At 67.8% G+C, this 14,248-nt stretch carries 12 protein-coding genes; 9 read left to right on the forward strand and 3 right to left on the reverse strand.

Features of this window, described 5'->3' with window-relative positions:
• Window positions 1–30 precede the first annotated feature (30 nt).
• A complete protein-coding gene (locus AC1DX2_RS23740; protein WP_477198901.1) occupies window positions 31–309 on the reverse strand; it encodes a DUF1294 domain-containing protein in 279 nt (92 codons plus the stop codon).
• Between the two features lie 19 nt (window positions 310–328).
• Window positions 329–1,195, reverse strand: coding sequence for a xanthosine phosphorylase (gene xapA, locus AC1DX2_RS23745; RefSeq protein ID WP_477198902.1), 867 nt, complete (start codon window positions 1,193–1,195; stop codon window positions 329–331).
• Window positions 1,196–1,315: 120 nt separating this feature from the next.
• On the opposite strand from xapA, the gene AC1DX2_RS23750 reads away from it, so the two are divergent.
• The 4 genes from AC1DX2_RS23750 to AC1DX2_RS23765 all read left to right on the forward strand — a co-directional run bounded on the left by AC1DX2_RS23750 (window position 1,316) and on the right by AC1DX2_RS23765 (window position 4,968).
• The gene (locus tag AC1DX2_RS23750; RefSeq protein WP_477198903.1) at window positions 1,316–2,179 is read left to right on the forward strand and encodes an alpha/beta hydrolase; all 864 of its coding nucleotides are present in this window, start codon (window positions 1,316–1,318) and stop codon (window positions 2,177–2,179) included.
• 73 nt (window positions 2,180–2,252) lie between these two features.
• A complete protein-coding gene (locus tag AC1DX2_RS23755) occupies window positions 2,253–2,786 on the forward strand; it encodes a hypothetical protein (RefSeq protein ID WP_477198904.1) in 534 nt (177 codons plus the stop codon).
• A gap of 151 nt (window positions 2,787–2,937) precedes the next feature.
• The gene (gene pal, locus AC1DX2_RS23760) at window positions 2,938–3,471 is read left to right on the forward strand and encodes a peptidoglycan-associated lipoprotein Pal (RefSeq protein WP_477198905.1); all 534 of its coding nucleotides are present in this window, start codon (window positions 2,938–2,940) and stop codon (window positions 3,469–3,471) included.
• A gap of 39 nt (window positions 3,472–3,510) precedes the next feature.
• Window positions 3,511–4,968, forward strand: coding sequence for an amidase (locus AC1DX2_RS23765; protein ID WP_477198906.1), 1,458 nt, complete (start codon window positions 3,511–3,513; stop codon window positions 4,966–4,968).
• 226 nt (window positions 4,969–5,194) lie between these two features.
• On the opposite strand, the gene AC1DX2_RS23770 is transcribed toward AC1DX2_RS23765, so the two are convergent.
• The gene (locus AC1DX2_RS23770) at window positions 5,195–5,956 is read right to left on the reverse strand and encodes a sulfite exporter TauE/SafE family protein (RefSeq protein ID WP_477198907.1); all 762 of its coding nucleotides are present in this window, start codon (window positions 5,954–5,956) and stop codon (window positions 5,195–5,197) included.
• A gap of 82 nt (window positions 5,957–6,038) precedes the next feature.
• On the opposite strand from AC1DX2_RS23770, the gene AC1DX2_RS23775 reads away from it, so the two are divergent.
• The 5 genes from AC1DX2_RS23775 to AC1DX2_RS23795 all read left to right on the forward strand — a co-directional run bounded on the left by AC1DX2_RS23775 (window position 6,039) and on the right by AC1DX2_RS23795 (window position 14,235).
• Entirely contained in the window at window positions 6,039–7,358 is a 1,320-nt protein-coding gene (locus AC1DX2_RS23775; RefSeq protein ID WP_477198908.1) for an MFS transporter, read from the forward strand.
• Between the two features lie 10 nt (window positions 7,359–7,368).
• Complete coding sequence (locus AC1DX2_RS23780) at window positions 7,369–7,884, forward strand: dihydrofolate reductase family protein (RefSeq protein ID WP_477198909.1); 516 nt, start codon at window positions 7,369–7,371, stop codon at window positions 7,882–7,884.
• Between the two features lie 88 nt (window positions 7,885–7,972).
• On the forward strand, window positions 7,973–9,472 hold the full coding sequence (locus AC1DX2_RS23785; RefSeq protein ID WP_477198910.1) for a flavin-containing monooxygenase: 1,500 nt from the start codon (window positions 7,973–7,975) through the stop codon (window positions 9,470–9,472).
• A gap of 13 nt (window positions 9,473–9,485) precedes the next feature.
• Window positions 9,486–10,823, forward strand: coding sequence for a DUF885 domain-containing protein (locus tag AC1DX2_RS23790; protein WP_477198911.1), 1,338 nt, complete (start codon window positions 9,486–9,488; stop codon window positions 10,821–10,823).
• Window positions 10,824–10,911: 88 nt separating this feature from the next.
• Window positions 10,912–14,235 (forward strand): S8 family serine peptidase, encoded by a 3,324-nt coding sequence (locus tag AC1DX2_RS23795; RefSeq protein ID WP_477198912.1) that lies wholly within the window; start codon window positions 10,912–10,914, stop codon window positions 14,233–14,235.
• Window positions 14,236–14,248 lie beyond the last annotated feature (13 nt).

Below are 14,248 nucleotides of genomic sequence, written 5' to 3' on the forward strand. Positions count from 1 at the left end.
TTGGTCAGGATTTTCCCTTCCAACCCGCCGTCAACCCGGCGCCTGCCAGACGAACAGCGTTGCCCACAGTGTGACATTCAGCGCCACCGTCGTCCAGAAAGCGCGCTGGAAGCTGCGCTTGCTGGTCTTGTGGCGCAACAGGTGCTGCGCCAGCCAGCCGCCGGGCCAGCCACCCAGCAGGCCCAGCCCCAGCAGCGTGCGCTCGGGTGTGCGCCAGGCGCCGCGCCGCGCAGCGGCCTTGTCCCAGGCATAGGCCAGGAAGCACAGCAGGCTGGCGGCCAGGGTCAGCCAAAGGCAAATGCGCAGCACGCCGCAGGCCAGCCACCCGTCAAGCCGCCGGCTGCTGGCCCAGCAGTTCCACGTAGGCGCGCAGCAAGGTGATCAGGTCCTTGGCGCCTATGGCGGCGTACTTCAGCGTCTGCTCGTGCGACAGCGCCACCTTGCTCAGGCCTTCGGCCAGGTTGGTCACCACCGACACACCCACCACCTTCAGCCCGCAGTGGCGCGCCGAGATCACCTCGGGCACAGACGACATGCCCACCAGGTCGGCGCCCAGCACGGTCATCATGCGGATTTCGGCTGGCGTCTCGAAGTTGGGGCCGGGCGTAGCCAGGTAGACGCCGTCATGCAGCATCAGCTTCAGCGCTGCGGCGGTGTCGTGCAGCAGCGCGCGCAATTTCGCGTCGTAGGCATTGGCCATGCTGAAGAAGCGCTCGCCGAAACGCTCGTCGTTGCGGCCCGTCATCGGCGTGCCAGGCAGCAGGTTGATGTGATCGCTGATGGCCACCAGGCTGCCGGCGTCCACCTGCGCGCGCAGCGAGCCGGCGGCATTGGTCACCAGCAGGGTGTCGCAACCCAGCAGCTTCAGGGTGCGCACGGCGCTGGTCATCACGGCGGGGCCATAGCCTTCGTAGAAGTGGCCGCGCCCCTTCATGCAGGCCACCGGCACGCCAGCCAGCGTGCCCAGCACCAGTTGCCCGGCATGGCCATGCACGGTGGAGATGGGGAAGCCGGGCAATTCGTCAAAGCGCACCGCCGTGGGGTCAACCATCTCGTCGGCCAGCACGCCCAGGCCGGAGCCCAGGACCATGCCCAGCCGGGGCGTGAAGCCGGGCTTGCGCGCGCGCAGGATGTCGGCGGCTTGGAAGGGCGCGTCGTTGGATGCGGCGGGCGTGGCGGGCGTAGCGGAAGTCATCAGGCAGTCTCCTTTTTTGCAGGCAGTGTACGACCAACGCCGAAGGCGCCCGCGCAAAAATAGCGCCTTCAGACATGCCGCCATGCCGCGCTGGACCCCAGTTTGGGGCATCATCGCGCCATGGTCATCACCACGCCCCTCTCCGACCCCGCTTGGCTGGACGCCCAGTACAACAACCGCGCCCGCGTGGCCAATTTCGCCACCCATTTGCGGCGCTGGGCCGAAGACTCGGACGAGGCGCTGCGCACCCAGCCGCGCGTGGTGGACGTGCGCTACGGCGGCGGGCCCAACGAACACCTGGACGTTTTCCCCGCCCCGGAAGGTGACGCACCGGTGCTGGTGTTCATCCACGGCGGCTACTGGCGCTCGCTGGACAAGCGCGACCACGCCTTCATCGCCCCGGCCTTCACCAGCGAGGGCGCCTGCGTGGTGGTGCCCAATTACGCGTTGGCGCCGGCGGTGACGGTGCCGCAGATTGCCATGCAGATGGTGGCGGCACTGGCCTGGACCTGGCGGCACATCGCCAAGCATGGCGGCGACCGGCAGCGCATCACGGTGGTGGGCCATTCGGCCGGCGGCCATCTGGCCAGCCTGCTGCTGACCTGCCTGTGGCCGGTCTACCACCCCGACCTGCCAAGCGACCTGGTGAAGCGCGCGCTGGCCATCTCGCCGGTGCACGACCTGGACCCGGTGATGCGTGCGCCTTACCTGCAGGAGTCGCTGCACCTGACGCCACAGCAAGTCGCCCAGGCCAGCCCGGCGCGGCTGCCGGCGCCGCCCGGCGGCGTGTTGTACAGCGTGGTGGGTGGCGACGAAAGCGATGAGTTCCTGCGCCAGAACCAGCTGATACGGCAAGCCTGGGGGCCTGCGCGCGTGCCGGTGTGCGAGACCCTGCCGGGGCTGGACCACTTCAGCATCCTGCAGGCGCTGGCGCAGCCCGGCCACCGGCTGAACAGCCTGGCGCTGGAACTGCTGCGGCAGTGAGCGGCGCCAACGCGGGGCGGTGACCGGACGGCCTTCACCACCCGTTCACACGGCCTGCTTAGAATGCCGGCCCATGCCTGAGTTTCGATTGCGCCCGCTTGTCCAGCTGGCCAGCGCCCTGCTGGTGTGCGCCGCACCGCTGACGTCATGGGCGCAAGCGCCCGCGCTGGACGGTCTGCTGGGCACCGACGAGGCCGGCCTGCTGGCTGCTGTGCCACAGGCCCAACGGCTCAGCAAACCCCGCCTGGGCCCGCGCGGGCTGCGCGGCCAATGGGTGGCCAGCCCCTCGGTGCTGGCTGGCCTGCCGTTCGAAGCGGTTTTCTTCTTCAGAAACAAACAGTTGCAGCGCGTGGAGCAGTTGTGGAGCGCCACCGGTGCTGCTTGCGGCGAGCAAAACAGCTTCACGCCGTTGAACCTGGCCCTGCAGAGCCGCTTTGGCGCCAACCCGGTGCTGGCCAGTGGTGGCGAGGGCGGCGAACAGCAGGTGTCGGCCGCGTGGACGCAAGAGGCCTCCGAGGTGGTGGCGCACTACAGCCGATCTGCCGCGCGCTGCACGCTGCGGGTGGTGTACCAGGCACGCGAAGCCAAGGATGCGTCGGAACTGTGACGTACCAAGACCACGTTGCGCACCCCGCTGGTGCCGTACCGAACAAAGGCCCACTTGGCGGCTGGGTCGTTCACGAAACATTACATTTGTACACATTCATATACGCCATAATGGATTCGTAACCCTGTGTTTTTTCTCTGGAGATAACAACATGCGCACATTCAAGACCACCGCCCTGCTGAGCTGCGCCGCCGTGCTGGCCGCCTGCAGCAGCACCCCGTTGCCCCCGCCCGCCGCCGCACCCGTGGTGCAGGCCCCACCTGCCCAGGCCCCGGTCACCCAGGCGCCCGCGCAATCGCAGGTGACCCGCGTGGTGGTGCCTGATTACCTGGACCCCAACAGCCCCATCAACAAGGACCGCGTGGTGTACTTCGACTTTGACGACTACTCGGTCAAGTCGCAGTACACCGCCATGCTGGAGCGCCACAGCAAGTACCTGGTGTCCAACCCCAACCTGGCCATCCGCGTGGCCGGCAATGCCGACGAGCGCGGCAGCACCGAATACAACCTGGCCCTGGGCCAGAAGCGTGCCGAAGCCGTGCTGCGCGCCATGAAGCTGTATGGCATCAAGGACAAGCAGGTGGAGGCGGTGAGCTGGGGCAAGGAAAAGCCAGCGGCCTTGGGCCATGACGAAACCGCCTGGGCCAAGAACCGCCGCGCCGAGCTGGACTACCCGACCAAGTAAGGCCGGGCACAATGGCGTCTCCCTGCCGGAGACGCCCGCATGACCTCTTCCCCCATCTCCTTCGACTCGCCCTGCGAGCTCGATGCGTTGGCCCTGTCCCAGGCCATCCACAGCCGCCAGGTGTCTTGCCGCGAGGTGATGCAGGCCAGCCTGCAGCGCGTCGCCGCGCTGAACCCGCGCTTCAACGCCATCGTCAACCTGCAAGACGGCGAGGCGCTGCTGCGCCAGGCCGACGAACGCGATGCCCTGTTGGCGCGCGGGCAATCCACGGGCTGGATGCACGGCTTTCCCCATGCGGTGAAAGACACCGCCAATGTGGCCGGCATCCCGACCACCCAAGGCTCGCCGCTGCTGCGCAACTTCGTGCCCAAGGAAGACGCGCTGCTGGTCCAGCGCATCAAGGCGGCCGGCGCCATCGTCATCGGCAAAACCAATGTGCCTGAATTCGCCATGGGCTCGCACACCTTCAACCCGGTGTTCGGCGCCACCGGCAATGCCTATGCGCCTGACAAAAGCGCCGGCGGCAGCACCGGCGGCGGCGCCGTGGCACTGGCACTGCGCATGCTGCCGTTGGCCGACGGCTCGGACTTCATGGGCAGCCTGCGCAACCCGGCGGCGTGGAACAACGTGTTCGGCCTGCGGCCCAGCTATGGCCGCGTGCCCTCGTGGCCGGTGTGGGACCTGTGGGTCAATCAACTCAGCACCGACGGCCCCATGGCCCGCACCGTACCGGACCTGGCGCGGCTGCTGGCCACGCAAGCCGGCTACGACCCGCGCGCCCCGATGTCGCTGGAGGATGACCCGGCGCTGGCGCAACCGCTGCGCCCGCTGGCCTGCCAGGGCGTGCGCATAGGCTGGATGGGCGATCTGGGCGGCCACCTGGCCATGGAGCCCGGTATCCTGCCCACTTGCGAAGGCGCACTGAAACGCCTGGAGGCCCAAGGCTGCGTTATCCAACCCGCCACGCTGGGCCACCTGGCACCCGAGAAGGTCTGGCAGGCCTGGCTGGTTTGGCGGCGCGCGCTGTCGGCCGCGCGCATCGCGCCGCTGCTGCTGAACCCAAAGAACCGCGAGCACATCAAACCCGAGTCGTTGTGGGAATACGAGCAGACCACCCACCTGACCGGCAATGAATTCACCGCTGCCAGCGTGCAACGCAGCGCCTTTTATCAGCAGATGCTGGCGCTGTTCGAACAGCACGACTTCCTGGCGCTGCCCGCCACGCAGGTCTGGCCGTTCGACGTCACGCTGCGCTGGCCCGAGCGCATCGGCGAGCGCGCCATGGACACCTACCACCGCTGGATGGAGGTCACGCTGTACGCCACCTTTGCCGGCCTGCCGGCCATCAGCGTGCCCGCCGGCTTCAACGAGCAAGGCCTGCCGTGCGGACTGCAGCTGATCGGCAAGCCGCGAGATGACCTTGGGCTGTTGCGACTGGCGCATGCTTATGAGCTGGCTGCTTCGGACGTACTCGCTCGTCGGCCTCCGGTTCAGTAGCCGGGAACAGGTCTGCAACCACCGACGCCGCTGCCTGGTTGGCAGTTGCCGACGCCGCAGGTGCGCGTGGCTACGCGGATGTCCCCCGGGCCTGCGGCCCTCCTCCTTGATTCCGCTCCGCCACGCGCCCCAGCGACATCGAACTCGCTGGCAAACGTGACGCAAGCACGCCAACCACTCGGGATTCCAGACCCTCACGCAACGAAGCCATACACGACGCAAAGGACTAAGCGAACAAACCTTTGTAGAGCAGGTACAGCCCCAGCAGCAACATGCCCACAAAGAAGCAGCGCTTGAACGTCGCTTCGCTCATACGCACACGCAACCACTGGCCCACGGCCATGCCGGCCAGTGCGGCGGCCAAGGGCACCGCAGTGGCCCATGAGAGCAAACCCGCAGCGCTGCCCGCGCCCCAGGCGCCGTCCAATGCCAAACGCCCCCACAACGCCACGGTGGACACAGTGAACGACAAGCCCAGCGCCTGCACCAGTTCCTCCTTGCGCAGACCCAGCGCCTGCATGTAGGGCACGGCCGGGAACGCGAACACACCGGTGGCCGCCGTCACCGCGCCGGTAACCAAACCCACCAGCGGCGTGGCCACGGGTTGCCAACGTGGGGGTACCTGCGGGCCGGCACCGCGCAGGCCGAATGCGGCATACGCCATCAGCGCCAGGCCCAGCCCCACGGAGACATGCTGAGGATTCAGCGTGCTCAGGCTGACCGGCATGGCCAGCGTGCCCACGAAGGCGCCGGCCTGCAACGTCCACACGCGGCGCGCCACAGCGGCCAGATGCGGGCCGGCCAGCATCTGCCACAAGTTGGTCACCAGCGAGGGCAACAGCAACAGCACCGCTGCCTGCGCCGGGGGCAGGAAAGCACCCAGCATGCCCATGGCGATGGTGGGCAGGCCCAGGCCGACCACACCCTTGACGAAACCGGCCAGCACGAAGGTGCCGGCCACGGCGAGCATCCAGGTGGATGGGGTCAAGCTGTCATGCATGGAAAGGGTGGTCTATGGCGGGTTGGGTGCGACGAGTCTAAACGCCACCGCCATCGGCGACACTAAGGCCGTGAACCCCGCCATCCCTGTCCCCGCCCCCACTTCGCCACCAGGCTACCGCAAGGTGGCGCTGGCGGCCTGCTTTGGCACCTTCATCGAGTGGTATGACTTCCTGACCTTCGCCACGCTGGCCACGCACTTTGCCCAGCTGTTCTTCCCACCCGGTGACCCGGTGGCGGCGCTGCTGTACAGCCTGGCCACCTTCGGCCTGGGGCTGGTGGTGCGGCCGCTGGGCGCGGCGCTGTTCGGTTCGTTTGGTGACCGCCACGGACGGCGCGCGGTGTTCATCGCCACCATAGGCATCATGGGCGTGGCCACCTTCTGCGTCGGCCTGCTGCCCACCCATGCACAATGGGGCTGGGCCGCCACCGGGCTGTTGCTGGCACTGCGCGTGGTGCAGGGCCTGGCCATGGGCGGCGAGATCGGTGGCGCCAACGTGTACCTGGCCGAGCATGCGCCGGCCGAGCGACGCGGCGCAGCCACCAGCGTGCTGCAGTGGATGGGCGGCCTGGGCATACTCGCCTCCAGCCTGCAGATCGTGCTGCTGCAAAGCTGGCTCAGCGACGCCGACTTCAAGGCCTGGGGCTGGCGCGTGCCTTTCCTGCTGTCGGCGCTGTTGCTGCTGGCCAGCGTGCGGGCACGGGTGGCCTTGAACGAGTCCCCCGTGTTCAATCAGCTGCGCCAAGCGCACACCGTGGCCAAGGCACCGCTGCGCGAATGCCTGCAGGACCGCCATACCCTGGGCCGCATGGCGCTGCTGTTCTTTTGCGTGTCGGCCGGCGGTGGCCTGCTGTTCTTTGGCTCGCAGGTGTATGCCGCCGTGTACCTGAAGACCGTGGTGCAGATGGCGCCCACCACGGTCGGCTGGGTCACGCTGGCGGGCACGCTGTGCCTGTTCCCGCTGACCTATGCCTGCGGCGCGTTGTCAGACCGGCTGGGCCGCCGGCCGGTGGTGCTGGCCGGCCTGCTGCTGGGTGCGCTGGCCATGCTGCCGGTGTATGCCGCACTCCCCTTGGTGGCCGGTCAGCCATTGGCGGTGTTCGCATTGCTGCTGGTGCTGGTGCTGGCTGTGGCCCTGGTCACCGGGCCGCAGACGGCGCTGTTGTCGGAGCTGTTTCCTGCCCGCACGCGCTACACCGCAGTGGGTTTGCCGCACAATCTGGCGGCCGGCTGGATTGGCGGCCTGTCGCCCTACATGGTGACGCTGATCGCCAGCCACAGCGGCAGCGCGTTGATGGGCCTGGTCTACCCCAGCGCGTTGCTGGGGCTGGCGCTGGTAGTGGGCTGGTTCGCACTGCCAGAAACGAAAGGCGCGGACCTGAACCGCTGAGGTGATGCCCATGAAGCTGCTGCGCTACAACGTGGCGATGAGCCTGGACGGCTTCATCGCCGGCCCCAACGGCGAGTACGACTGGATACCCGAGGACCCCGGCGTGGATTTCGCCGCGCTGTTCGCCGAGTTCGAGGCCTTTGTCATGGGCCGAAAGACCTATGAGGTGATGCTGGCGCAGGGCGCGGCCAACCCCACGCTTGGGCGCCAGCTGCTGGTGGCCTCCACCACGCTGCCGCCCAGCAGCGATGCTGGCGTGGAGATCATCAGCCAGGGACTGGAGGCACGGGTGCGTGCCTTGAAGGCGGCGGCACAGAAAGACGTCTGGCTGTTCGGTGGCGCCAACCTGTTCCGCCAACTGCTGGACCAGGACCTGGTGGACCGGGTGGAGGTGTCCATCGTGCCGGTGCTGCTGGGCCAGGGCATACAACTGTTGCCGCCGGGACAGGTGCGCAAACTGCGGCTGCTGCAAAGCCAAGCCTTGCCCAGCGGACTGGTGCAACTGGTGTACGCCACCAGCGCCTGACTGACGTGAGAGCAGGCCTGCGGCCGCGGTTGAACATACGCCATACACCTTCGGATTTCGCCTGCGCCAGCGATGCTATTCTGCCGCCATGACCGCTGACGCAGCCACCGCAACCCCCACAGACACCACCGGGCACGTCGACGTGCTCATCATCGGCGCCGGCCTGTCGGGCATAGGCGCGGCCTGCCATTTGCAAAAGCAGTGCCCGGGGCGCAGCTATGCCATCCTGGAGGGGCGCGCCGCCATGGGGGGCACCTGGGACCTGTTCCGCTACCCCGGCATACGCTCGGACTCCGACATGTACACGCTGGGCTATGCCTTCCAGCCCTGGGAGCAGGCCAAGGCGATTGCCGATGGCCCGTCCATCCTGCGCTACATCCAGGACACCGCACGCCAGCACGGCGTGGAAGGGCACATCCGCTATGGGCATCGGGTGGTCAGCGCCGCCTGGTCCACGGCGCAGGCGCGCTGGACGGTGGAGGTGGAGCGCCCGGGCGCAGCGGGCACCGAGCGCGCGAAGCTCAGCTGCAACTTCCTGTTCGTCTGTGCCGGCTACTACCGTTACGACCAGGGCCACACGCCCGACTTTCCCGGCCGTGAGCAGTTCAACGGCACGCTGGTGCACCCGCAGCACTGGCCACAGGACCTGGACTACGTCGGTAAACGCGTGGTGGTGGTGGGCAGTGGCGCCACCGCCGTCACGCTGGTGCCTGAGCTGGCGAAGCAGGCCGCGCATGTGACGATGCTGCAGCGTTCGCCCACCTATGTGGTGTCGCGCCCCTCCGAAGACGGACTGGCCAACGCCATGCGCCGGGTGCTGCCCTCCAAGGTGGCGTACTGGCTGACACGATGGAAGCGTGTGCTGCTGGGCATGTATGTCTACCGGCTCAGCCGCACCAACCCGGGCAAGCTCAAACAACTGCTGCTCAAGGGCGTGCGCATGTGGTTGGGGCCGGACTACGATGTGGACAAGCACTTCACCCCCCGCTACAACCCTTGGGACCAGCGCCTGTGCCTGGTGCCCGATGGGGATCTGTTCCGCGCGCTGCGCAGCCAGCGCGCCAGCGTGGTGACGGACCAGATTGACAGCTTCACGCCAGGCGGCATACGCCTGCGCTCGGGTGCCGAGCTGGCAGCCGACATCATCGTCACGGCCACCGGGCTGAACCTGCAGGTGCTGGGCGGCATGCGGCTGACGGTGGACGGCCGCGCGGTGGACCTGAGCCAGACGCTGACCTACAAGGGCATGATGTACAGCGGCGTGCCCAACCTGGCCTCCTGCAGCGGCTACACCAACGCCTCGTGGACGCTGAAGTGCGACCTGACCTGCGACTACGTGTGCCGGCTGCTGAACCACATGGCCCGGCGCGGCCAGGCCTGGTGCATGCCGGGCGAGCCTGATGCCGGGGTGGGCCGGCAACCCTGGGTGGATTTCTCTTCCGGTTATATCCAGCGCAGCCGCCACCTGTTTCCGCAGCAGGGCGACCAGACACCGTGGAAGTTGCACCAGAACTACGCGCGCGACATCCTGCTGCTGCGCCATGGTCGGCTGCAGGACGGCGTGATGCAGTTTGGCGGGCCGCCCTGAGATGCCATCCGACATGCGCCGGCGCTCCCTGCTGTACGCGATAGCGGGCCTGGTCCCGTTGCAAGGCAGCGCACTGGCGGCCTCCCCGGCCTCTGCCGCACAGGACCTGATAGACGACTACAGCACCGGCTACGGCGCACTGGGCATGGCGCCGTTGGCGCTGTCGTATGTGGACAACCTGCAGACCCTGGTGCGCGAGACTGACTTGGCCGGCCAGGCCCGGTTTTTCGACGGCATGGCCCACCGGCTGCGCGCGCTGGACGCCCGCCAGGCCACGCCCTGCCAACAGCTGGCGTTGACATTGATCGCCTTCGAGGTCGATGTGAACCAGCGCAAGCTGGACCTGCTGCGGCAGTTCATCGCCCAGGGCGGCGCGGCGCGCATCAACGGCAACGGCCTGCACGCGCAGCCCATGGGGGCGCAGTGGTATGGGTGGTTCTGCCTGCGCTGGTTGACCCTGCCGACCACCCCCGAGCAGCTGATGGCCATGGGCGAGCGCGAGCTGGCCACCGTGCTGACGCGCTACCATGCACTGCAGGCGCGCATGGGCTATGGCGGGCGCGACGCAGAATTTGCCGCTTACCTGGCCAGCCCCGAGTTCCGCTATCCCGAAGGCCAGACCCCGCAAGCCGACTTTGAGCAGCGCCAGGCCATCGTCTACCGCAACCTGGACAAGCTGTTCCTGCCCATGGGCATACAGCCGCCGCCGGTGCGCCAGTCCAGCCGGGGCATGGCCATGCCTGCCGACGCCTACTACATGACGGATGAGGGCGTGTTCTATTTCAACAAGGCCCGCCCCGCCTTCGAGCGGCGCAGCGTGGACTGGCTGCTGCTGCACGAGAGCACACCGGGGCACCACTACCAGACCCGCTACGCGCGGGCCCGCCAGGCCTGCACGGCCACGCTGCCGCGCGTGTTCTACCCCGGTTTTTCAGAGGGCTGGGCGGCCTATGTGGAGGAGTTCGGCGCCACGCTGGGCCTGTACCGGCAGGACAGCGACGCACTGGGCGCGCTGGAGTGGGACCTGGTGCGCTCCATCCGTGTGGTGCTGGACGTGGGCATCAATGCACGGGGATGGAGCCAGGCCCAGGCAATGGACTACTGGCAACGCCGGCTGCCCATGCTGCCCGATCTGGCCGAGCGCGAGATCGCCCGCGTGCGCAACTGGCCCGTCCAGGCCATCGCCTACAAACAGGGGGCCGTGCTGTTGCGCGAAATGCGGACCCAGGAACAGGCGCGCCTGGGCGAGCGCTTTGACATCCGCCACTTTCATGACCGGGTGCTGCGCCATGGCGCCGTGCCCCTGGCGCTGTTGCCAGGCTTGCTGCGCGAGCCCGAAACGGCGCACTGAGGCGTCGCATCGATCCAACACCAAGCTGCTAAGCTGCTGGCCACAAATTGGATCAAATGCGCACCGCGCCCAGGGAGATCACAGCACCATGCCCGACAACAGCAGCACCGACCTGCCCGCCAGCACCAGCACCACCGGCTGGGTGGGTGCCAGCAGCAGGACCTACGGCACCATCACCACCCACGACGACGCCGACTGGTACCGCACCTACCTGGTGGCCGGTGTCAGCTACACGCTGACGCTGGACGCCGACAACCTCGACCCGACGCTGGTGCTGCGTGATGCCAATGGTGCAGCCATCACCAGCAACACTGGCGAGGCCAACTACAGCCGCGCCTTCATCACCTACACCCCCGGGACCAGCGGCTACTACTACTTGGACGCGCATGCTTCAGGCAACACCAAGGCCATGGGCGACTACACGCTGGAGGTGAAGACCACCCGCAGCGACGACTACACCGCCACCAACCAGAGCACCAGCACCCTGACGCTGGGCCAGGCGGGCGCCGGCAACGTCGAACTGGCGGGCGACGCGGACTGGCACCGCGTGGTGCTCAGCGCCGGCCAGACCTATGCCATAGACCTGGGTGGCGCGCTCGCCGACAACGGGCAGATTCGCGTGATGAGTGAAGGCGGCCACACCCAGTTCGTGCTGGCCAATGGCCACGCCACCTTCACGCCCCGCCTGGACGGTATCTATTTCGTCGAGGTGTCGGCCGACCCCAGGCAACCGGTCACCGGCGGCTACAGCGTGACGGTAACGCCCCAGCCTTCCGTCAGTGTGGCGAATGCCACGCTGCTGGAGGGCAACGACGGCAGCACGCTGATGAGCTTTGTCATCACGCTGCCCAGCGCCGCCACCAGCGCTGTCACGGTGCAGGTGGACACGGCCGATGAGACCGCCGTGGCTGGCAAGGACTACACGGCGCTGCACACCAGCATCACCATTGCCGCCGGCGCCACCACGGCCACTGTCACGGTGCCGGTGCTGGGCAACACGCAGTTCACGCCCAACCGCACCTTCGCGCTGACGGCCACGGTGGGTGGCGACACCACCAAGCACACGGCGCGCGGCACCATCGTGGACGACGACGCACCGGCCAGCCTGAACCTGCCGGTCGACCCGCTGCTGGGCAACCAGTGGTACCTGTTCACCACCCGCACCGAGCAGGCCTGGGCGCTGGCCACCGGCCAGGGTGTCAAAGTGGCGGTGTTCGACGCCGGCATAGACGCCAGCGTGCCCGATCTGGCGCCCAACCTGAACCAGGCCCTGAGCATCGACGGCCTGACCTTGAAGCCCGGCGGCCAGCCGGTGCATGTGTACGACTTCCACGGCACCATGGTGGCCGGCGTGATCGCCGCCGCGCGCAATGGCACCGGCCTGGTGGGCGTGGCCTACGGCGCACAGCTGGTGTCCATCTACCAGGGGTTTGATGCCGATACGCTGGCCACGCTGAGCAACGGCTTCTTCTACGCCCGCAACGTGGATGTGATGAACAACTCCTGGGGCTACGACTCGGCCTTTCTGGACGACGCCTACAGCAGCTTTTTCGCCCCCATCTTCAAGGTCATGCAGGACACCGTCACGCTGGGCCGTGGCGGCCTGGGCACCATCATCGTGCAGTCGGCCGGCAACTCGGGCGACGTCGGCGACGACACCAACCTGCACAACTTCGGCAACAACCGCTACACCATCACCGTCGGCGCCACCGACTCCTACGGTCACGCGGCGTCCTACAGCACGCCGGGCGCATCCGTCCTGGTGGCCGCGCCCGGCGGCGGTGGCAACGAGGACGGCAACAGCATCTTCACCACCGACCGGCCCGGCGCGGCCGGCCTGTTCAACGGCGACACCGCGTACCTGGACGGCACCTCATTCGCCGCCCCGGTGGTTTCGGGCATCGTGGCCTTGATGCTGCAAGCCAACCCCAAGCTGGGCTTTCGCGACGTGCAGCAGATCCTGGCCTACACCGCACGCCAGGTGGACGTCGGCCAGGGCACCTGGGACACCAATGGCGCGCACGACTGGAATGGTGGTGGCCTGCATTACAACGCCGGTGCCCAGCTGGTGGGCTTTGGCCAGGTCGATGCCTTGGGTGCGGTGCGCCTGGCCGCCAGCTGGGACGGCACGCCGCAAACGGTGGCCAACACCTACGAGGTGGACATCAGCCGCTACCCTACGCTGGCCATTCCCGACAACAACACCACCGGCATCAGCGACAGCATCACCGTCACCGACGCGATGACGGTGGAGCGGGTGGAGGTGTACGTCATCATCACCCACCCCTTCATCGGCGACCTGAAGCTGGTGCTGACCTCTCCCACCGGCACCCAGAGCGTGCTGATGGCCAACCCCGACAAGAGCAGCGCCAGCCCCAACGGCTCGGCTATCTCGGGTGTGTTCTATGGCTTCAGCACCGTGCTGGACTGGGGCGAGAACGCCCAGGGCACCTGGACGCTGAAGGTGGTGGACAACCAGGCCGGCGACGTCGGCACGCTGAGCGCCTGGGAGCTCGACATCGTGGGCCGCGCCGCCAGCAACAGCCACACCTTCGTCTACACCGACGAGTACCCTGCACTGCTGGCCGCCAATGCGGCGCGCGGCACGCTCAGCGACCCCGGCGGTGCGCAGGACACGCTGAATGCCGCCGCGCTCAGCAATGACAGCCGCATCGACCTCAGCGGCGCCAGCACCTCGCTGCTGAACGGCGCCCCGCTGACCATCGCCGCCGGCACACTGATCGCCCGCGCCATCAGCGGCGCTGGCAACGACACGCTGATTGCCAGCAACCGCGGCAGCACGCTGCGCGGCATGGGCGGCAACGACACGCTGGTGGGCGGCAGCGGCACCGACATGGCGGTGTACGGTGGCAGCCTGAAGGACTACAGCCTCAGCATTTCGGGCAGCAGCGCCACCCTGGCAGCCACCATCACCGACAGCCGCAGCAGCGCCCTGGACGGCAGCGACCGCCTGACGGGCATAGAGCGCCTGCAGTTCGCTGACCAGCACCTGGCGCTGGACATGGGGGCAGCGCAGGCCGGCGGCAAGGCGGTTCTGATGATGGCGGCGGCATTGGGCACGGGCTTCACTGGCAACAAGAGCCTGGCCAGTGCCTTTGTGGGCTACTTTGACGGCGGCGCCACGCTGCTGGACGGCGCCTCGCTGCTGGTGTCCATTGGTTTGCTGCCGGCATTGGCTGGTGGCGCCGACAACGCCAGCTTCGTCAAGCTGATCTACGGCAACGTCACCGGCAGTGCGCCCGATGCGGCCACGCTGGCCGCCTTGGTGGCGCCACTGGACGCCCACACCAGCACACAGGCCCAGTGGCTGGCCGATGTCGCCACCTCCAGTGCCAACCAGGCGCACGTGGGCCTGGTGGGCCTGGCCCAGCACGGCTGGGCTTACCTTTAGCGTCAGTCAGGTA

This window comes from Hylemonella sp. P2_B10 (assembly GCF_056404875.1).

Coding starts and splice junctions, on each gene's coding strand:
- AC1DX2_RS23785 (WP_477198910.1), top strand. CDS start 7,973: ATGACCGCTGACGCAGCCACCGCAACCCCCACAGACACCACCGGGCAC.
- xapA (WP_477198902.1), bottom strand. CDS start 1,195: ATGACTTCCGCTACGCCCGCCACGCCCGCCGCATCCAACGACGCGCCC.
- AC1DX2_RS23755 (WP_477198904.1), top strand. CDS start 2,253: ATGCCTGAGTTTCGATTGCGCCCGCTTGTCCAGCTGGCCAGCGCCCTG.
- AC1DX2_RS23750 (WP_477198903.1), top strand. CDS start 1,316: ATGGTCATCACCACGCCCCTCTCCGACCCCGCTTGGCTGGACGCCCAG.
- AC1DX2_RS23765 (WP_477198906.1), top strand. CDS start 3,511: ATGACCTCTTCCCCCATCTCCTTCGACTCGCCCTGCGAGCTCGATGCG.
- pal (WP_477198905.1), top strand. CDS start 2,938: ATGCGCACATTCAAGACCACCGCCCTGCTGAGCTGCGCCGCCGTGCTG.
- AC1DX2_RS23790 (WP_477198911.1), top strand. CDS start 9,486: ATGCGCCGGCGCTCCCTGCTGTACGCGATAGCGGGCCTGGTCCCGTTG.
- AC1DX2_RS23795 (WP_477198912.1), top strand. CDS start 10,912: ATGCCCGACAACAGCAGCACCGACCTGCCCGCCAGCACCAGCACCACC.
- AC1DX2_RS23780 (WP_477198909.1), top strand. CDS start 7,369: ATGAAGCTGCTGCGCTACAACGTGGCGATGAGCCTGGACGGCTTCATC.